The organism is Deltaproteobacteria bacterium (genome assembly GCA_005879795.1).
Taxonomy (GTDB): domain Bacteria; phylum Desulfobacterota; class Binatia; order DP-6; family DP-6; genus DP-6.
In genome coordinates this window covers 1-18,165 of the sequence record VBKJ01000192.1, presented here as the reverse complement: position 1 = coordinate 18,165, position 18,165 = coordinate 1, and the positions used below count along the sequence as shown (strand labels likewise).

Here is an 18,165-nt window from a genome sequence, read left to right as displayed (position 1 = left end):
CCGTGGCTAGAACCCTCCGGCCTGGATCGTGGCGAGCGCCTTCTGCTCGAGCGCGACCACGGACGCCGGCAGCGGCGCGTAGTTGAGCGGACCAGCGAGCTGCTGCCCGTCGGCCAGCATCCAGGCGAGGAACTTCTTGATCGCCGCGCCCTTGTCCGCGTTCTTGATGCGGGTCGGGACGAGCAGCCAGGTGAAGCTCGCGATGGGATAGGCATCCGCGCCCGCCGGATCGGTGATCGAGACGCGGAAGTCCTCCGGCATCTTCTCGGCGGCGGCCGTGGCCGCCGCCGTCACGCTCTCCAATGTCGCCTGCACGAACTTCCCGCTCCGGTTGCGGACGTCGCCGTAGGGGAGCTTGCTCTGCACGGCGTAGATCAGCTCGACGTACCCGATCGCGTTGGGCGTCTGTTTGACCAGGCCGGCCACGCCCTCGTTGCCCTTGCCGCCGAGGCCGACCGGCCAGTTGACCGAGGTGCCGCGGCCGACGCGCTGCTGCCACTCGGGGCTCACCTTCGCGAGGTAGTCGGTGAAGATGTAGGTCGTGCCGCTGCCGTCGGAGCGGTGCATGGGGACGAACGGGGCCGCGGGGAGCGCGACGCCCGGGTTCTCCGTCGCGAGCGCCGGGTCGTTCCAGTGCGTGATCCTGCCGAGGAAGATGCCCGCGATCGCCTCGGGCGTGAAGCGGATGCGCTCCACCCCGGGCAGGTTGAAGGTCGGCACGACGGCGCCGAGCGCGGTCGGCAGGTGGAGGATCGGCACCGGCGCCGACTTGAGCTGCTCGTCGCTCATGGGGCCGTCGGTGGCGCCGAAGTCGACGGTGCCCTCGAGCACCTGGCGGATGCCGCCGCCGCTGCCGATCGACTGGTAGTTGATCTGGAGGTCGGGGTTGCGTTTGTGGAACTCGTCGAACCACTTCGAGTAGAGCGGGTAGGGGAAGGTCGCACCCGCGCCGGTCACGAGCGTCGCGGCGTGCGCGAGCTGTGCCAGGCCGAGGGCGAGAAGTCCGGCGAACCACCAGCGTCGTCGCATTCGTCCTCCTTCGCTTCGGGAGCCCGCCGGCAATCCAGCGTATGCTCGTGACAGTCTCCCGGGCGAATGTGACGGCCACGTTACGAGACCGAGAAAAGGCGTAGAAATCTCGTCCGTGGGCGCGCGCCCCCCTCGACTGGCGGGCAGTTTTCAGCCAGTGGGGTGCGGAGACCGAACCTCAGGGAGGGGCGATGATGAAGCGCGGACTGGTCGGTGCAGTCGTCGCGGTGCTGCTGACGGTTGCCGTTTCCGGGGGCGCCGAGACCCCCACGGAGAAGCGGCTCCGGCAGCTGGAGGAGACGCTCCGGAAGACCGAGGACGAACTGAGGGAGCTGCACCGCCAGCTCGACCAGCAGAAGGCAATCGGCCAGGCGACGCAGAAGCAGGTCGAGCAGACGGCCGAGGAGACCAAGACGGCGACCACCGAGGCGAAGAAGGCGGTCGAGCTGCCGGACTGGCTCAAGCGCACCACCGTCTTCGGCGACGTGCGATACCGGCACGAGGGTTTCTACCACCAGCCGCACAAGAAGGGCACCCTCGTGACCGCGCGCAACCGCGAGCGCATCCGCGCGCGCCTCGGCGTGAAGGTGGCTTTCAGCGACGAGATCTCGGCCACCATCCGCGGCGCGACGGGCGATCCGAACAGCCCCGTATCCTACAACGAGACCTTGAGCGGCGGCTTCACCCGCAAGCACTTCAACCTCGACTGGGCGTTCCTCACCTTCACGCCCGGCGCGAGCTTCGGCATCCGCCCGGGCGTCGCGTCCATCACCGCCGGCAAGTTCCCGAACCCCATCTTCCGCGTCGGGCAGCTCGTGTTCGACGACGACCTCGCGCCCGAGGGCGCGAGCGAGACCTTCACGTTGCTCTCGCGGCCCATGGGGGCCCTCGATCAGGTGAAGGTGCACGCCCTCGAGTGGACCTTCAACGAGGTCTCGAACAACCAGGACGGCTGGATGTTCGGGGGCCAGGTGAACCCGAGCATGCACTTCGGGAACCTCCAGCTCGAAGCCGGCCTCGGGCAGTACTGGTGGCTCAATGCCGACCAGATCGCGCAGGCGCTCAACACCAACACCGCCCTCATCAACACGAACCTCGTCACCACCCAGACCGTCGGCGGCAAGGCGACGATCACGGGCTACAAGGGCGCCTTCAACCAGTCGAACGCCATGCTCGCCGCCACCTGGCCCAACCTGATCGGCACGCAGCCGCTCAGGGCGTTCACCGACTACGTCTACAACTGGCTGGCCGCGACGGACGACGCGCACGGCGTCATGGCCGGCCTCACCCTCGGGCAGACGAAGACGCGCGGCGACTGGTCGGTCACCGGCTACTGGGAGCACATCGGCCAGGAGTCGACCATCTCCTCCTTCACCTACGACGACTTCGGCACGGGCGGCACGAACCTCGAGGGGCCAGTGGCGGAGATCAACTACCAGCTCCTGAACCCGCTCACGGTGACGGTGCGGAGTCACTTCACGAACTTCATCAACCGGCCCACGGGGATGACGAACCCGACGCTCACGCGCCTCCAGCTCGACGCGCAGGTGAAGTTTTAGCACGCCTTCAGCGGCGCGCGGGGACGGAGCGTTCGAGCCCGCCGCCCCCGTCGCCGCGGTAGACGTCGAGCGTGTGCGCCTCGATCCAGTCGATCTCGGCGTCGAGCGCGACCGCGGCGGCAGCCGACAGCGCGGGATCGACGGCGGCCGGCAGCACGCCCTCGAAGATGCGGGGCGCGGGCAGGTAGGGCCCGACGCGGACCCGGAGCCATCCCACGGGCGCGCCCTTCGCATCGCGTAGCGCGGCCTGGTACGTTCCCCGGACGTCGATCACCGTCTGGCTCGCTCGGGTGAGCGCGTCGGGACCGGTGTCCGCCACCTTGCGGGCGAAGGGGTCGGTGCGAAGCGACGACCCGTCCGCGGCGCGGATGACGAGGCGGATCGCACCGGCGTCCCACGCCGGGTCGATCTCGCCCACCACCGGTGCGTCCTCCGCCGGCGCGCGCCGGACCACCACACGCTGGCCCGCAACCCAGAGCGCGGCGATCCGCTCGCCATCGGCCTCGAGCACGAAGGTGGGGTCGCCCGGCAGCCGCACCCAACGTGCCGGCCGCAGCTCGCCGGCGCGTCCCGGCCCGAGGCGGTCGACGACCAGGCCGCCGTGCTCGCGGTGCGCGGCGAAGTTGGCGTCGGGGTCGACGGCCAGCGGACGGCGGAGGCCGGCGCAGCCCGCGCCGAGCGCCGCCGCGGCCAGGAGCACGCTCACCAGTCGTCGTTCCACGCGCCGGGCAGAAGAGCAGGAGTGCGGCCGGCGCACAAGGCTCCGAGGAAGATCAGGCGGCGACGCGTCGGGTGGCCCGGGCTTCGTCGCCGATGCCGAGCGTTGCCACGATCCAGCGTCGGGCCTCCTCCGCCAGCTCCCGCCGCGTACGGCCCACCGGGTCGAGCGGGGGCCCAAAGGCGACCTCGGCCGAGAGTGCCGGCTCGCGGACGACCCGCGCGACCGACGCGAGCAGGGTCGTGTCGCCCACGAAGACGGGCGCCGGGCTGCGGCGCCCGTGCGCATCGCGATACCGGAGCGCGGCCGGCTGTACGGTCGCGCCGCTGTCGATCGCCGCCTGGAAGAGGGCAGGGTAGAAGCGGCCGACGGTCGCCCCATCCGTCGTGGTGCCCTCGGGGAAGACGGCGACGCGCTCGCCCTCGCGGAACGCGTGCGCGACCGCCGTACGGGTGCGCGCCGCGTCGCGATAGCTCCCGCGTACGATGAAGAAGGTGTCGAAGCGGGCGGCGATGGTGCCGAAGAAGGGCCACCCCCGCATCTCCGACTTGGCGACGAAGCGTGCGCCGGCGACCGCGTTGAGGACGTACATGTCGAGCCAGGACACGTGATTGGCGACCACCAGCGCCGGTCCCCCCGCGGGTGGAGTCCCGCGCACGTGGAGCGGGACCTCGAGGACGTCGAGCATCGCGCGCGCGAAGCGCGCGGCCAGCTCCCGTCGTTCGCCCGGCCCGAGGCGCGGCGCGCGCAGCACGGCGCTCGCGTAGACCGCGAGCAGGTGTCGCGCCAGCCGCGCGCTCGTCCTACGCGGCGCGGACATGGCGCGGGTGAAGCGACGTCCCGGGCGCCTCCCCGAGGCGGAGGAGCCAGCGGGCGTAGCGGGGATTTAGCCGGGACAGCGGCAGGAGCAGCAGAAGGTCCGCCGTGTTGAAGCCCTCGTCCCAGGCGGGCTCGCCGCAGACGAAGGCGCCGAGTCGGAGGTACCCGCGGATGAGAGCCGGCGGTTCGTGAGCCGTCTCGCGCGACCAGCCCCGGATGGGAAAGGGGCGGTAGGGAAAGACGCGCCAGGGCGCCGGTCCGAGGTGTTCCTCGCACAGGCGGCCGCAGGTGGCCGCGGCGGTATCGTGACCCGCTCCCAGTCCGACGCTCGCGCAGCCCATGACGTAGCGGCTCTCGCAGGCGTTGAGGTAGCGCAGGAGCGCCGCCCAGAGGAGCGCGATCACGGCCCCGTGTCGGAAGTCGGGATGCACGCAGGCCCTGCCGACCTCGACCGTGTCCGCACGGAGGGAGCGGAGCTGGCGCAGGTCGAACTCGCGCTCCGCGTAGAAGCCGCCGGCGCGCCGCGCGCGATCGGCGGGAAGGATGCGATAGGTTCCGACCAACGTGCCGCTCCGCCGCTCGCGCACGACGAGGTGGTGACAGAATGGATCGAGGTCGTCGCGGTCGAGGCCGTTTGCCCCGCCCGGGACGCAGGCGCCGAACTCGTCGGCGAACACGCGGTAACGCAGCCGCTGGCCCTCCTCGACCTCGCGGTCGCTCGACGCGAGGCCCGCGCTGAACTGGGAGGTGCGGACCAGGCAGCCGTCGCCGCCTCCTCCGCGCCGTGGCTCGGGATGCTGCATACACCACCATGATCGTCAGGCTGGATGGCGGCCCCGTCGCGAGGCGGTGAACGGCGCGTGAATCCTTGGCCCGCCGGCTGCAATACGCCGACTGTTCATGTTCCCTTCGCAGGGGAGCAACGCGGGCGGGCTACGGTTCGCGCCCCCCGTCCTCTCTCCTTACGCACGCACCGGGGACGCTTCGCTCAGTACGGTAGATCCTGCGGGGCGCCCCTGGTGCGCCCCCCCTGCGCCGTGCGGGTTCACGAACACCTCATGCGGGCGACCCGGGTGCGCAACGTCCGTGCACTAGGCTCGGGCGCATGAGCAGAACACCTTTGATCCATGTGCGGGTCGGCCGCCTCTACCGGAGCGGTGCGCTGACGCCCTACCTGACCGAGCTCATCGTCGACGACGTCCGCCGCCGCGGCGCGGGCGGACGCATCGAGATCCGCCTTGCGCCGAGCGCCGACCAGGCCGACCTCGAGGCGGTCGACGCGCGCCTCGCGCCACTGCGCCAGTACGGCGTGCACATCGTCTGCCGGCGCGCGCGCCGGTCGCCCGCTCCCGCCGCGGCGTAGCGCCTGCTCAGCGCCCGAGCCGCCTGAGCTGGCGCGGCGTGAGCATGCAGTGCAGCGTCGCGGCGCGGCCCCGCCCCGGATCGCGCACCTCGAGGGCGACCAGGCCGCCTTTCTTGAGGACCAGCCTCAGCCCGTCGGGCGAGCCGGTCAGGAGGAGCGCCACGACGCCGCTCAGGCCGGGCTCGTGGCCCACGATGGCCACGTGCTCGTGGCGCGCAAAGGCGCGCAGGGCGCGCACGGTCTCGACCGGCGCGACGCCCGGCTCGAGCGCGGCCAGCTCGCGCGGCACGGGCTGGTTGCGCAGGGCCTCCGCGACGATGGCCGCGGTCTCCGCGGCGCGCACGAGCGGGCTGGTCAGGATCGCGTCGAAGGCGAGGCCCAGGCCGCGCACGCCGGCCGCCACCGCGCGCAGCTTCCGCCGGCCGGCCGGAGTGAGCCGCCGCGAGCCGTCGGTGCCCTCGGGGCCGACCTCCTCGGCGACCCCGTGGCGCAGCACGTAGAGCATCATGCGCGCGCCGCCTCCCGCGGCGGGGACGCCTCGGCCGCCAGCTCCTTGAGCACGCTCTCGAGGAGCCGGGTGCGCTCGAACCGCCGCCAGGCCTTGAGCCCGCGCCGGCGCTGCTTGCGCACACGGCGCGCCAGCGCCTGGATCAGCGCCCCGGCGGGCAGCAACGATGCCGCCGGAACTCCGCGGGTCGCGGCGTAGCCGCGCAGCCAGGCGATCGCCGTGGCCGCGTCCTGGCCCTTGCCGAGGGTGTCCTGCAGGCGCTCGAGGCGTACGAGGACCTCGCGCACCGAACGGTCGCCCAGGCTGCGCAGCGTCTCGAGCGCGTAGCGCAGCCGCTTCACCCGGACGCGGAGGCGATGCAGGTCGGGAGGTGCCGCGTCAGGGCCGAGGCGGCGGCCGGCGCGCACGACCCCCCGCACGTGGGGGCGGATCAGGTCGGCCGCGACGTCGCCCAGCCGCGGCCCACGGCCGACCGGGGCGGGCGAGTCGGCGAACGCGGCGAGCCGCTCGAGCAGGCGACGGGCGCGCTTGCCGTCGAGCCTCGTGCCCAGCTCCGCGAGCGTGCGCTCATGCTGCTCGTGCAGCGCGACGCCGAGCGGGCCGACCGCCCGGCGCAGCTCCGGGTCGAGCCGCGCCGCTTGCTTGCGCAACGTCTCGCCGAGGACGTGGAGGTCGCGCACGGCGCCGATCGCGGTCGCGAGCCAGGCGAGGTCGCGGTGCGCCGCGGCGGCGAAGCGTGCGGGCAGGACGGGGGCGAAGAGCCGGAGCGCCGCGCGCAGCCGGCGCGTGGCGACCCGCAGCTGGTGCACCGGCTCGACCTCGCCGGCCCGCGCGGCCGGCTCGACGCGCGCGAAGGCGCGCAGGTGAAAGCGGACCACGACCCGGGCGGCGACGGCTGCGCCGTCGTCGGGCGAGAGGACGAGTCCCGCCCGCTGGGGCACGCGGAGCGCGGTCATCTCAGCCGCGGCGGCGCACGCGATGGTTCGCGGTCTGGTCGCTGCCCGGGGACGGCGGCGCGCGGCGTGCCCCGGCGAGGTAGGCGACCACGTGCTCGCGCAGCTCGCCCTGGATGGCGTCGATCGATCGGCGCGCATCGACGGTCACGAAGTCGAACTCCCTGGCGAGCACGTTGTACTCCTCGATGAGGCGCCGCTGGTAGCGCTGGAAGGACTCGAAGATGTCGTTGCCGAGCGCCAGGTGCATGCCGGACTCCCAGTAGTCCATGCCCTTGCCCTGCACGACACGCGGCAGGAGGCCGTCGACGTCGATCTCGAGGTAGAGGACCAGGTCGGGCATGAGCGCGCACCCGAAGAGCTGGCGGGTCCAGTGCGGGTCGGCCCCCATCACCGTGTTGCGCGCGAAGGCGTTGTACATGTAGCGGTCCGCGATCACGATGAAGCCGGCGCGCAGCGCGGGGATGATCTGGTGCTCGAGGCGATCGGCGAAGTCGGCGGCGTAGAGCAGGCTGAAGGTGACGACGGTCAGCTCGTGGCCGGCCTTGGCCTCGTTGATGGTGTCGGAGAGCAGCGGCGAGCGGGTCCAGCCCGTGTTGCTCACCGCCCAGCCCTCGAGCTCGAGCCAGGGGCGCAGGAGCTCGATCTGCGTCGAGCGCCCGACCCCGTCCGTGCCCTCGATGACGATCAGGTGTCCGGGCAGCGGCCCCGTCTTGAGGTAGGGGAGGCCGTCGCCGTACCACCGCCTGCCGCGCCTAGCCCCGCGCGCCATTGGCCCTCTCGACCGCCGGCGGGCGCGCGTAGCCGCGCAGCACCTCCTGGACCATGCGCCGGACCACCTTCTGCTGGGTCGGGATGTCGCCCGTCGCGTCGATCACGCGCAGCTCGAACTCCTCCGCCAGGCGATCGTAGATGTCGAGGACGCGGCTCTGGAAGAGGCGGAAGCTCTGCACCGGCTCGGGCGCCAGGCCGAGGTCCATGCCGGCCTCGTGGTACTTGAGCTTCGCCCGCCCGCCGAGCAGGCGGTCGAGCGAGACCTCGATCGGCACCCGGAAGTAGAGCGCGAGGTCCGGCCGGGGCGCGAAGCTGTAGACCGCGCGCACCCATGCCGGATGGACGCCGCGCGCCACGTCGCGGCTGAAGGCGGTGTAGACGTAGCGGTCGGCGAGCACGATCATGCCCGCCTTGAGCGGCGGGACGATCTGGTAGGTGAGGCGGTCGGCGAAGTCGACCGCGTGCAGGAGGCTGAAGGTAGTCGGCGTGAGCAGGTCCTTCTTCTTGCCTCGCCTCATGGCCCGCCGGACGAGACGCGAAGAATTCCACTCGGTGAAGCGGACGGGGAAGCCGCGCGCGCTGAGCCAGCGGTCGAGGAGGAGGAGCTGGGTCGACTTCCCCGAGCCGTCGATCCCCTCCACCGTGATGAGCCGGCCCGGGTAGGGATGCGGCTCGGTGAGGGCGCTCGCGCGGCCACCCACGCTCATGACGCTCCGCTCGCGCGCAGCTGGGGGAGCGCCGCTGCGCCACGGCGCGTGCGGCGCAGCACCACCGGCCGGTCGAGCAGCCGCCCGAGCAGCTCCGCCCGGCGGTCGGCCGCCCACAGGTCGAGCTCGGCCTCGTCGCCGTCCGCCTCGACCTCGATCACCAGGCGGGCGCGCGAGAGCGTGACAGCGAGCCGCCGGACCACCCCGAATTGCGTGCGGTCGAGCGCGTCGGCCGTCCGCAGCAGCGCGGCGAGGGCGCGTACCACCCGCCGCGCCGCGCCGGGCAGCACCCGCAGCTCCGGGTCGGCGAGCTTCGGGATCTGCTTGCGATGGCCGCGCGCCACCTGCGCCATGATCTCGATCTCGAGCGGGTCGAAGGCGACGAGCTCCGCGTTGCGGATGAGATAGCACGAGTGGTGATGGTGGCGGTTGTGCTCGATCGCGTGCCCGATGTCGTGGAGGAGGGCGGCATGGTGGAGGAGCTCGCGTGCCGTCGCGGGCAGACCGAGCGCCGCGGCCGTGCCGTCGAAGAGCGCCAGCGCGAGGCGCGCCACGTGGCGGCCGTGCGCATTCGCCCCCACGAAGCGCGCCGCCAGGGCCTCCACGGCGCGCTGGCGGTCGTACTCCGCCCCCGCCATCGGATCCCGGCGCACGCCGGCCAGGTCGAGCAGCACGCCCTCGCGCAGGGCCCAAGCGCACGCCATCAGCTGCGGCGCGCCCGTGCGGGCAAGCACGAGGTCCACGAGAACCGCCGCCGCTGGCATGAGGTCGACGCGCTTTGCGTCCATACCGGGGAGCTCCGCCCGGCGGCCGGCCGGGAGCGCGAGCACGCGCCGGCGGACGCGGGTGACCTCGCGCGCCGTCGCGTGGGCGCCGTGGAGCCGCGCCGGATCCTGCCCGCGCGCGCCCGCCGCCATCGCGACCAGCGTGTTCACGGTCCCCGAGGTGCCGATCACGCGCGCCACGCCGGCGTGGCGGGCCGACGTGAGGAGCGGGCCCAGCTCGCGCTTGAGGTGCTTCTCCAGGCGCTCGACCTGGCGCGCGGTGGGCGAGTCGCCGGCGAGGAAGCGCTCCGTCAGGCGGGCGGCGCCGAGCGGCAGGCTGCGCAACCAGAGCGGGCGGCCCTCGTGCACGAGCACGAGCTCGACGCTCCCCCCGCCCAGGTCGAGGAGGAGATGGGGGCCGCCGTGGAGCCCGAGCGCGTGCTGCGCGGCGCGGAAGATGAGGCGCGCCTCCTCGGCCCCGGTGATGACCTTGACGGGCAGCCCGGTCTCGCGGCGCAGGCGGCGCACGAACGTGAGACCGTTGCGCGCCTCGCGCACCGCGCTGGTGGCCACCGCGCGCACGCGCACCACGCGCCGCGCGCGCGCGAGGCGCGCGAAGGTCTTCACCGCGCCCACGGCCAGATCCATCGCCGCGCGCGGGAGCCGGCCGGTGGTGAAGGTGCGGCGCCCCAGGCGCACCATCTCCTTCACCCGGTCGACGACCTCGACGCGCCCGTCGGCGCTCACGTCAGCGACCACGAGGTGGACGGAGTTCGAGCCGACGTCGATCGCCGCGAGCCGCACGGACGACACTCTAGCGAGCCTCGTCCCGTCTGTCATCGGATGCGCCCGCAGATGGCCGCTCGTCATCGAGCCGTAACCCCGGTGTCACGCCCTCATAACAGGATGCGCGACCCGTGCACAGTTGCCCGACTGAACGGCAGGCGGATATAGCCCGCCGCCATGGCCCATCATCGCGTCCCGCCCCGCACCCGCGTCCGGCTCGATCGGATCGACCCCGCCGACACCGGCAAGCACGCCGACGAGGGCGCGGCGCGCGCCAAGCTCGGGCGCGACATCGCGCGGCTCGCGAAGCTCCAGGACGTACTCTACGCCGAACGCCGCCACGCGGTGCTGGTCGTGCTCCAGGGCATGGACACGTCGGGCAAGGACGGCACCGTCAAGCACGTCATGAACGGCGTCAACCCGAGCGGCTGCGAGGTCGTCCCCTTCAAGGTGCCGACCGAGGAGGAGGCCGCGCACGACTTCCTCTGGCGCGCGCACCGCGCCGCCCCGCGGCGCGGGCACATCACGATCTTCAACCGCTCGCACTACGAGGACGTGCTGGTGCCGCGCGTGCATCGCACCGTGCCGCGCGCGGTCGTGCGCCAGCGCTACGATCAGATCAACGGCTTCGAGCGCATCCTCGCCGAGAACGGCACCCTCATCCTGAAGTTCTTCCTCCACATCAGCAAGGGCGAGCAGCGCCGCCGGCTCCTCGAGCGCCTGGCCGACCCGGGCAAGTACTGGAAGTTCTCGGCGGGCGATTTGAAGGAGCGGGCGCTCTGGGACCGGTACGTGACGGCCTACGAGAAGCTCCTCACGCGCTGCAGCACGCGGCCCGCGCCCTGGTACGTGATCCCGGCCGACCACCGGTGGTATCGCAACCTGGCGGTCGCGTCGGCGCTGGTCGCCGCGCTCGAGGGGCTCGACAGCCACTACCCGCCCCCCGCGCTCTCGCCCGCCCAGACGCGCCGGCTGCGGGCGGCGCTCGGTGGGCGCTGACCCCGCTGGAGCAGCCGAGGTCGCCGTGCTATGGGCCGGACTCGAGCATGGCGACGGCGCCGCACAAGGGGTTCTTCGCGCGCCTCCTTCCGGCGAGCGGGGGCGAGCAGTTCTTCGACCTCTTCGAGCAGCACGCCGAGCGCGCGCGCGAGGCGGCGGAGCTCCTGGCCGCCGTGCTCCACGACGGCGCCGATCCCGAGCAGCAGGCGGTCCGGGTGAAGGCCGTCGAGCACCAGGGGGACGAGATCACCCACACGGTGATCGAGCGCCTGCACCAGACCTTCATCACGCCCATCGACCGCGGCGACATCCACGAGCTCATCTCGCGCATGGACGACGTCCTCGACCTGATCGAGGCCTCGGCCGAGCGCATCGCGCTCTACGGCATCCGCACCATGGAGCCCGAGGCGCGCGAGCTGGCAGAGGTGCTGAAGAAGGCGGTCGTGGAGATGGGAGCGGCCGTGGGCACGCTGCGCGACCTGAAAGACCGGCCGCGCCTCCTCGCCCACTGCACGGAGATCAACCGCCTCGAGAACCTGGGCGACCAGCTCCTGCGGCGCGCGGTCGCCCGCCTCTTCCGCGAGGGCGCCGATCCCATCCACGTCGTCAAGTGGAAGGAGATCTACGACTACCTGGAGAACGCGATCGATCGCTGCGAGGACGTCGCCAACGTGATCGAAGGCGTGGCACTCGAGTACGCCTGAGCGGCGCGCCGGCCTTCGCTCACCGGCATGCTCGTCCTCGTCCTCCTCATCCTCGTCGCGCTGGCCTTCGACTTCATGAACGGCTTCCACGACGCGGCCAACTCGATCGCCACCATCGTCTCGACCCGGGTGCTCACGCCGCGTGCGGCGGTGGCGTGGGCGGCGTTCTTCAACTTCGTGGCGGCCTTCGGCTTCGGGGTGGCGGTGGCGACCACGGTGGGGAGGGGGATCGTCTCCCCCGAGGTGGTGGACCACGCGGTCATCTTCGCGGCGCTCGTGGGCGCCTTCCTCTGGGATCTGATCACCTGGCGCTACGGGCTCCCGAGCAGCTCCTCGCACGCGCTCATCGCGGGCCTCGCCGGCGCCGGGATCGCGAAGGCCGGCTTCGGGGTGCTGCTGCCGGCGGGGCTGGTGAAGGTCGTCGTCTTCATCGTCGTCTCCCCGCTCGTCGGCTTCCTCCTGGGCGCGCTCTTCATGCTGGTCATCATCCGCCTCGTCTATCGGGCCACGCCGGCCACGATCGATCGCGCCTTCCGGCGGCTCCAGCTCGTCTCGGCCGCCGGCTACAGCCTCGGGCACGGCACCAACGACGCGCAGAAGACGATGGGCATCATCGCCGTGCTCCTCTTCACCTCGGGCTACCTGGGCGAGAAGTTCTACGTGCCGTTCTGGGTCATCCTGATCTGCCACGCGGCGATCGCGCTCGGCACGGCGTTCGGCGGCTGGCGGATCGTGCGCACCATGGGCATGCGGCTGACGGCGCTCCAGCCGGTCGGCGGCTTCTGCGCCGAGACGGCGGGCGCCATCGCGCTGCTCGGCTCGGCCACCTTCGGCATCCCGGTGAGCACGACGCACACCATCACGGGCGCGATCGTCGGCGTCGGCAGCACGCGGCGCTTCTCGGCCGTGCGCTGGGGCGTGGCGCAGAGCGTGGTGCTGGCGTGGATCCTGACCATCCCGTGCACGGCGGCGATGTCCGCCCTCATCTACCTGCCCTTCCGGCTCGGCTGATCACGTGGGCGTACTTGACCGGACGCTCGCGACTTGACTAGGGGGCGGCCATGAAGATCGACGGCGGCCTCATGACGACCGACCTGCGCGACGCGGCCCGGCTCGCGGCGCACGTCGAGCGGCTCGGCTACGACGGCCTGTGGACGGCGGAAGCGGGGCACGACCCGTACCTGCCCGCGGCGTTCGCCGCGACGGCGACCGAGCGCATCACGATCGGCACCAACATCGCGGTCGCCTTCCCGCGCAGCCCGCTCGTCCACGCCCAGGTCGCCTGGGACCTGCAGGCCGCCTCGCGCGGCCGCTTCGTCCTCGGGCTCGGCACGCAGGTGAAGGGGCACAACGAGCGCCGCTACTCGACGCCGTGGCTGGCGCCGGGGCCGCGGCTGCGCGAGATGATCCAGCTGATCCGCCACATCTGGGACGTGTGGCAGCACGGGACGCGGCCCGGGTTCGAGGGCAAGTACTACCGGTTCAGCCTGATGACGCCCTTCTTCAGCCCCGCGCCGCTCGACTGCCCGCTGCCCCAGCTCTACATCGCGGGCCTGAACCCCTACGTGTGCAGGCTCGCCGGCGAGCTGGCCGACGGCTTCCACATCCATCCCTTCCACTCGATGAAGTTCATCCGCGAGAGCGTGCTGCCGAACGTCGAGGCCGGACTCGAGAAGGCGAGCCGCAGGAGCGAGCAGGTGGCGCTCGCCACCACCGCGTTCGTCATCGCCGGCAAGAGCCGCGACGAGATCGAGCGGGCGCGGGCGCCGGTGCGCCAGCAGATCTCCTTCTACGCCTCGACCCGCACGTACATCGGCGTCCTCGAGGCGCACGGCTGGGGCGAGACCTGCTACCGCCTGAACGAGAAGGCCGCGCAGGGCGATTGGGCCGGCATGGCCTCGCTCATCACCGACGAGATGCTGGAGGTCTACGCCGTCGAGGGCACCTACGACGAGATCCCCGGGCTGCTCAAGAAGAAGTACGGCGGCGTGATCGACCGCCTCGGGTTCTACGCGCCGGTCCGGCCGGGCACGGACGACGAGCTCTGGCGCCGGCTCATCGCGGCGTGCCGCTGACCGCTCGGCGCAGGTGGCGGGGCGCGCGCGGCCACGGAATCAGCGCCGGCACGCGCGCCGCGTAGCGCGTGTACTCCTCCCCGAGCACGCCGCGCAGCGCGTGCTCCTCGAGCCACGCCTTCAGCACCACGCCGGCGGCGAAGCCGCCCCCGAGGCACGCGCTCGCGGGCGACGGATGCGCGAGGAACGAGCCGGCGGCGAGCAGGAGGCCGGCCAGGTAGATCGGGTGGCGCACGAGGCGGTACGGCCCGCGCTCGACGAGCACGTGCTGCGCGCGCACCTGGACCACGCCCGACCACATCGGCCCGAGCGTCCGCCGTGCCCAGCCGTGCAGGACGACGCCGGCGCTCGCGAGCATGAGGCCGAGGAGCGCGGCGCCGGGCCGGAACGCGAAGCGCCCGAGCGCCCGCTCGAGCACCGCGGCGCCCGCGAGCGTGGTCACCAGCACCGCCAGGCCGGCCGCCACCGACGGCTGCCAGGAGCGCAGCACGACCGGCCCGAGCCGCGCGCGCGCCGCGTGCTCGCGGCGGGTCTGCCAGACGCCGTCGAGCACGAGCAGAGCCCAGGCGGCCGCGAGCAGCGCGTCCGCGACGGATGCGGTGGGGAGCGGCGTGCGGCGATCGTAGCGGCGCGCTCACGGGCTCGCAAACTCGCGTTTGCAGCTCCCGCGCCGATCTGCGACACGAGGAGGGATGGCGGTCCTCAAGGTGGCGCGGCTGGGCCACCCCATCCTCCGGCAGGTGGCCGAGCCGGTCTCTCCCGAGGCGATCGGCGCGCCCGAGATCCAGCGCCTGATCGACGACATGTTCGAGACCATGGGCGACCACGACGGCGCGGGCCTCGCCGCGCCCCAGGTGCACGTCTCGCGCCGCATCGTCATCTACGGCGTCGAGTCGAACCCGCGCTACCCCGATGCGGAGCCGGTCCCGCCCACCGTCCTCATCAACCCCAGGCTGACCCCGCTCACGCAGGACCAGGAGGAGGACTGGGAGGGCTGTCTCAGCGTGCCCGACCTGCGCGGCAAGGTGCCGCGCTTCACGCGCGTGCGGGTCGAGGGCTACGGGCGCGACGGCAAGGCGGTCCGCTTCACGGCCGAGGGCTTCCACGCCCGCGTGGTGCAGCACGAGTGCGACCACCTGGACGGGAAGGTGTACCTCGACCGGATGCGGTCCCTGGAGACGCTCACCTTCCTGCCCGAGTTCCAGCGCTACTGGCTCACACGGCGGTAGCCCCGCGCCCTCGACGGGATGGGAACCCGCGGGCACAGCGCACGTGAACACGTGAACTCGAGGCCCTAGCCCCGGGCCGGCGCGGCGTCCGTGCTGCACGCGGCTACCGAGCCGCGTCCGCCCCCCCCAGAGGGCATGGCACTTGCACCGTGCCCACGGACACCGTGCGCAACCACGACCCACAGCCCTCCGCTCGCCCGACGAGCACCCGGCGACCGCGTCGCGCCGGCTCCCCGCGACCGGCGCCTGGCCAGGCCCTCATCGAGACGGCCATCGGCATCGTGCTCCTTCTGCTGCTCACGTTCTCGGTGATCGACGCGGGGATGCTCTTCTTCGCCTACATGACCCTCCAGAACGGGGTCACCGAAGCGACGCGGTCCGCGGTGACGGGACAGCAGGCGAACACCGCCTCCAACCCGACCAGAAACAAGGACTCGATCATGCGCAGCATGCGCAATGCGACGCCCGGGCTCAAGATCGTCGACAGCGAGTTCGACTTCCGCGATGTCACGCACGACACGCCGGGCACGGGCGGCCCCAACGACGTCATCCGGGTCACGGTCACGCATCCGTACCGGCTGATCTCGCCGATGCTGTGGCCGCTCGTCGGCAAGGGGGGCGTCATCAACCTGGCCGTCTCTGCCACGATGAGGAACGAGCCCTATCCCGCCTCGTGAGGACTGGGGGATTCCATGTCGAGGAGACCATCGCTCACGGGCCCGGAGCGGACGCGAGAGGCGAAGGGACGCTCGCGTGGCCAGACGCTCGCCGAGTTCGGCATCACGATCTCTCTCCTGATCGTCCTGATCCTCGGGATCTTCCAGGTGGGATACCTGATCTACCAGCAGTACGTCGCCATCAATCTCGCACGAGAGGGAGCGAATCTCGCCCTGAGGGAGAAGAGCCTCGACGTCGTCGAGTCCGCGATCCGCTCGGCCCGCCCCGACTTCGACGCCGACACGAAGCTCATCCTCTCGGTCGTCGAGCTGGGTCCGCCGGGAGGGCCGACCGCGGGGGACCCCATCATCACCCAGCGGCACGTCGCGGGGACGCTGACCGGCGCGAGCGTGCTCGGGGAGCCCCCGCCGTCCTCGTACGGTGCAGGTCCGACCTACACTGCAAAGGATCTTCGTGACAGCAGCATACGGGCGAGGGCCCCGCTCCCGAACAGCCTGACCATCCGCCAGGGCCAGTCGGTGTACGTGGCCGAGATCTACCTCAAGCGACGCGACATCACGCCGCTCGCGGGCGTCCAGCTCCCCAACAGCCTCTACTCGGTCGCGTACTTCTGAGGGCCACGCGCGGGTGCGCACGAGGTGACAATCGGATGACCATCGAGAGGGTGGATGACGCGAGGGAGAAGGGCATAGCCCTGGTGTACGTGGGCATCTTCCTGGTGCCGATCCTGCTGTGCACGGGGCTGGCCATCGATCTCGGCCGCGGATACCTCGTGCGGGTCGCCCTCGCGAAGGCCGTGGATGCCGCCGCCCTGGCGGCGGCCCGGAACATCACCGCGGACTCCGCGACGGCGACGGCCGTCGCCAACAACATCTTCAACGCGAACTTCCCGCCGGGCTTCCTCGGTGTGAGCTCCCTGCGGAACCCGCCCGGGCTGAAGTTCGATATCGGCTCGGACGGCTCCCACATCATCACGGTGTCCTCGACCGCCACGCTGCCGACGACCTTCATGCGCATGGCCAAGTTCGACACCCTCACGGTGTCGGCCGACGCGACGGCCACGCGGCGGCTGGTCGACATGTCCTTCGTCATCGACCGGTCGGGGTCGTTGTTGGGGGCCTTCCCCGCCGTGCAGGCAGCGGCGATGGAGTTCGTGGGCAAATTCGATCCGGAGGCCGATCGGATCGCGCTGATCACGTTCTCCTCTGGCACCACGCTTGCGGAGCCCATGGGTTCCGCGCGCGGCTTCGTTCCTGCTCAGATCGACGCCGACATCGCGGCCACGAAGGCGAACGGAGAGACTGCGACGGCGGAGGCCCTCTATGAGGCCTGGGATCAGCTCCGCGCCGTCCCGTATGGCAGCCAGTCGGGGCTGCGCATCGTGGTGCTCTTCACGGACGGCACGCCAAACTCCTTCCCCGGAAAGTTCCAGGTGATGAGCCCGGTCCCGTCGGGCTGCAGCACCTCGCTCTGGCCCCGCAACCCCGTCTTCGGCACGATCGGCACGTCTGACTACCCCAAAGTCCCCGGGAACAGCAGCACGACGCAGTACCCCGACGACAAGGGCCTCTTTGACACGTACGCGACGGGCGTCACGTGCGTCTCGCCGACGGACAACCGCTGTGGCGCATACCACTCCGGAGTCAACGGCGGCCTGCACAAACAAAATCCGTGCATCCCCTATCTGCCGAATCCGCTGCAGAGCTACCACGCCAGCCACGTGTCGAGCGGTATTCCGACCTCGTTCCCGCTATGGCTTCCCGGCCAGCGCTCGCTCGACGACCCGCTCTCGGGCGGCTATCCGAACAACTGGTGGAGCGCGAACAACGCAGCGCGGAACCTGGCGGAGACCATCGCGAACGCGATCCGCAGCGACACGGACGGGTTGAACCGGATCCGCATCTATACGCTCGGGCTCGGAGATCTGCTGCTCGCGGGAACGGGCTCGCGATTGGAAACCGGGGCGTCCATCCTCAAGCGCATCGCCAACGATCCCACCTCGCCCGATCACAATCCGGACCAGCTCGACGGCCAGTTCTTCTACGCCGACAAGCCGGACCAGCTGAGCTTGGCCTTCTCGAAAGTGCACGACGAGATCTTTCGCCTGAGCCAGTAGGCGAGCGATATTCGTGAACGACGCCTGGTCCAGGCCAGGGATGCGCTGAGCCAGCCGAAGATCGCGCGGAACGCCGCCCTGCCGGGTCGTGGGCAGCTTTGCTACGCCCCGCCAGGCTCCGCGCCAGGCCAAGGCGTGGAAACGACGCACCGGCACGCCCGGCCGCGACGGCTGGGCTCGGGGCCGGAGGCTCAGCTCGCCGGAGCCGACGACACCGTCCGGAGATGGATCCGATTCGCCCCGAGGTAGAGGGGGGCGGTCCCGGCGCTCACGCGAATCGACGGGACCGGGTCGAGCCGCCGATGGAGCGGCGATCCGCGACGGGAGCAGAAGGCACGGAACGAACCTCGCGAGGACTCGTACTCGCAGACAAGGTCCCTGCCA

19 protein-coding genes and 1 pseudogene are annotated in these 18,165 nt (G+C 71.8%); 11 read left to right on the top strand and 9 right to left on the bottom strand.

Going from position 1 to position 18,165, the window contains the following annotated elements; translation table 11 throughout:
* Window positions 1–6: 6 nt before the first annotated feature.
* Window positions 7–1,029 (bottom strand): phosphate ABC transporter substrate-binding protein PstS, encoded by a 1,023-nt coding sequence (pstS, locus tag E6J59_15725; protein TMB17691.1) that lies wholly within the window; start codon window positions 1,027–1,029, stop codon window positions 7–9.
* Window positions 1,030–1,220: 191 nt separating this feature from the next.
* On the opposite strand from pstS, the gene E6J59_15720 reads away from it, so the two are divergent.
* Together E6J59_15720 and E6J59_15715 are read left to right on the top strand one after the other, a co-directional pair.
* Window positions 1,221–2,588 carry a hypothetical protein gene (locus E6J59_15720; GenBank protein ID TMB17690.1) on the top strand — a complete coding sequence of 456 codons (1,368 nt, stop codon included), beginning with the start codon at window positions 1,221–1,223 and terminating at the stop codon, window positions 2,586–2,588.
* 90 nt (window positions 2,589–2,678) lie between these two features.
* Window positions 2,679–2,882 (top strand): annotated as a pseudogene (locus E6J59_15715) (TIGR04013 family B12-binding domain/radical SAM domain-containing protein).
* Window positions 2,883–3,361: 479 nt separating this feature from the next.
* On the opposite strand, the gene E6J59_15710 reads toward E6J59_15715, so the two are convergent.
* Both E6J59_15710 and E6J59_15705 read right to left on the bottom strand, forming a co-directional pair.
* Window positions 3,362–4,126, bottom strand: coding sequence for a 1-acyl-sn-glycerol-3-phosphate acyltransferase (locus E6J59_15710; GenBank protein TMB17689.1), 765 nt, complete (start codon window positions 4,124–4,126; stop codon window positions 3,362–3,364).
* Complete coding sequence (locus E6J59_15705) at window positions 4,110–4,928, bottom strand: GNAT family N-acetyltransferase (protein TMB17688.1); 819 nt, start codon at window positions 4,926–4,928, stop codon at window positions 4,110–4,112. Before E6J59_15705 ends, E6J59_15710 begins: the two co-directional genes overlap by 17 nt.
* 302 nt (window positions 4,929–5,230) lie before the next feature.
* Here E6J59_15705 and E6J59_15700 point away from each other — a divergent pair, with 302 nt between their 5' ends.
* The gene (locus E6J59_15700; GenBank protein ID TMB17687.1) at window positions 5,231–5,488 is read left to right on the top strand and encodes a hypothetical protein; all 258 of its coding nucleotides are present in this window, start codon (window positions 5,231–5,233) and stop codon (window positions 5,486–5,488) included.
* Window positions 5,489–5,495: 7 nt separating this feature from the next.
* Here the strand turns inward: E6J59_15700 and sixA are convergent, their stop codons facing one another.
* From sixA to E6J59_15675, 5 genes are read right to left on the bottom strand one after another with little or no spacing between them, the layout of a single operon-like run.
* Window positions 5,496–5,996 carry a phosphohistidine phosphatase SixA gene (gene sixA, locus E6J59_15695; protein TMB17686.1) on the bottom strand — a complete coding sequence of 167 codons (501 nt, stop codon included), beginning with the start codon at window positions 5,994–5,996 and terminating at the stop codon, window positions 5,496–5,498.
* A complete protein-coding gene (locus E6J59_15690; protein ID TMB17685.1) occupies window positions 5,993–7,090 on the bottom strand; it encodes a CHAD domain-containing protein in 1,098 nt (365 codons plus the stop codon). Before E6J59_15690 ends, sixA begins: the two co-directional genes overlap by 4 nt.
* Complete coding sequence (locus E6J59_15685; protein ID TMB17684.1) at window positions 6,954–7,721, bottom strand: thymidylate kinase; 768 nt, start codon at window positions 7,719–7,721, stop codon at window positions 6,954–6,956. The genes E6J59_15690 and E6J59_15685 overlap by 137 nt, the downstream gene beginning before the upstream one ends.
* Window positions 7,705–8,430: a thymidylate kinase gene (locus tag E6J59_15680; protein TMB17683.1), complete on the bottom strand. Its 726-nt coding sequence runs from the start codon at window positions 8,428–8,430 to the stop codon at window positions 7,705–7,707. Before E6J59_15680 ends, E6J59_15685 begins: the two co-directional genes overlap by 17 nt.
* Window positions 8,427–10,064: a Ppx/GppA family phosphatase gene (locus E6J59_15675; protein TMB17682.1), complete on the bottom strand. Its 1,638-nt coding sequence runs from the start codon at window positions 10,062–10,064 to the stop codon at window positions 8,427–8,429. The genes E6J59_15680 and E6J59_15675 overlap by 4 nt, the downstream gene beginning before the upstream one ends.
* A gap of 93 nt (window positions 10,065–10,157) precedes the next feature.
* Here E6J59_15675 and E6J59_15670 point away from each other — a divergent pair, with 93 nt between their 5' ends.
* From E6J59_15670 to E6J59_15655, 4 genes are read left to right on the top strand one after another with little or no spacing between them, the layout of a single operon-like run.
* Window positions 10,158–10,979: a polyphosphate kinase 2 family protein gene (locus E6J59_15670; protein ID TMB17681.1), complete on the top strand. Its 822-nt coding sequence runs from the start codon at window positions 10,158–10,160 to the stop codon at window positions 10,977–10,979.
* Window positions 10,980–11,026: 47 nt separating this feature from the next.
* The gene (locus tag E6J59_15665; GenBank protein ID TMB17680.1) at window positions 11,027–11,683 is read left to right on the top strand and encodes a DUF47 domain-containing protein; all 657 of its coding nucleotides are present in this window, start codon (window positions 11,027–11,029) and stop codon (window positions 11,681–11,683) included.
* Between the two features lie 27 nt (window positions 11,684–11,710).
* Complete coding sequence (locus E6J59_15660) at window positions 11,711–12,694, top strand: inorganic phosphate transporter (GenBank protein ID TMB17679.1); 984 nt, start codon at window positions 11,711–11,713, stop codon at window positions 12,692–12,694.
* Between the two features lie 50 nt (window positions 12,695–12,744).
* A complete protein-coding gene (locus E6J59_15655; protein ID TMB17678.1) occupies window positions 12,745–13,758 on the top strand; it encodes a TIGR03617 family F420-dependent LLM class oxidoreductase in 1,014 nt (337 codons plus the stop codon).
* Here E6J59_15655 and E6J59_15650 read toward each other — a convergent pair.
* On the bottom strand, window positions 13,739–14,116 hold the full coding sequence (locus E6J59_15650; protein ID TMB17706.1) for an isoprenylcysteine carboxylmethyltransferase family protein: 378 nt from the start codon (window positions 14,114–14,116) through the stop codon (window positions 13,739–13,741). The two genes, E6J59_15655 and E6J59_15650, sit on opposite strands and share 20 nt — an antisense overlap.
* A 334-nt stretch (window positions 14,117–14,450) precedes the next feature.
* Between E6J59_15650 and E6J59_15645 the strand changes: the two genes are divergently transcribed.
* From E6J59_15645 to E6J59_15630, 4 genes are all read left to right on the top strand, one after another.
* Entirely contained in the window at window positions 14,451–14,987 is a 537-nt protein-coding gene (locus tag E6J59_15645; protein TMB17677.1) for a peptide deformylase, read from the top strand.
* 149 nt (window positions 14,988–15,136) lie between these two features.
* A complete protein-coding gene (locus E6J59_15640) occupies window positions 15,137–15,664 on the top strand; it encodes a pilus assembly protein (protein TMB17676.1) in 528 nt (175 codons plus the stop codon).
* 15 nt (window positions 15,665–15,679) lie between these two features.
* On the top strand, window positions 15,680–16,279 hold the full coding sequence (locus E6J59_15635; protein TMB17675.1) for a pilus assembly protein: 600 nt from the start codon (window positions 15,680–15,682) through the stop codon (window positions 16,277–16,279).
* Between the two features lie 35 nt (window positions 16,280–16,314).
* Window positions 16,315–17,781, top strand: a complete 1,467-nt coding sequence (locus E6J59_15630; GenBank protein ID TMB17674.1) for a VWA domain-containing protein — start codon at window positions 16,315–16,317, stop codon at window positions 17,779–17,781.
* Window positions 17,782–18,165 lie beyond the last annotated feature (384 nt).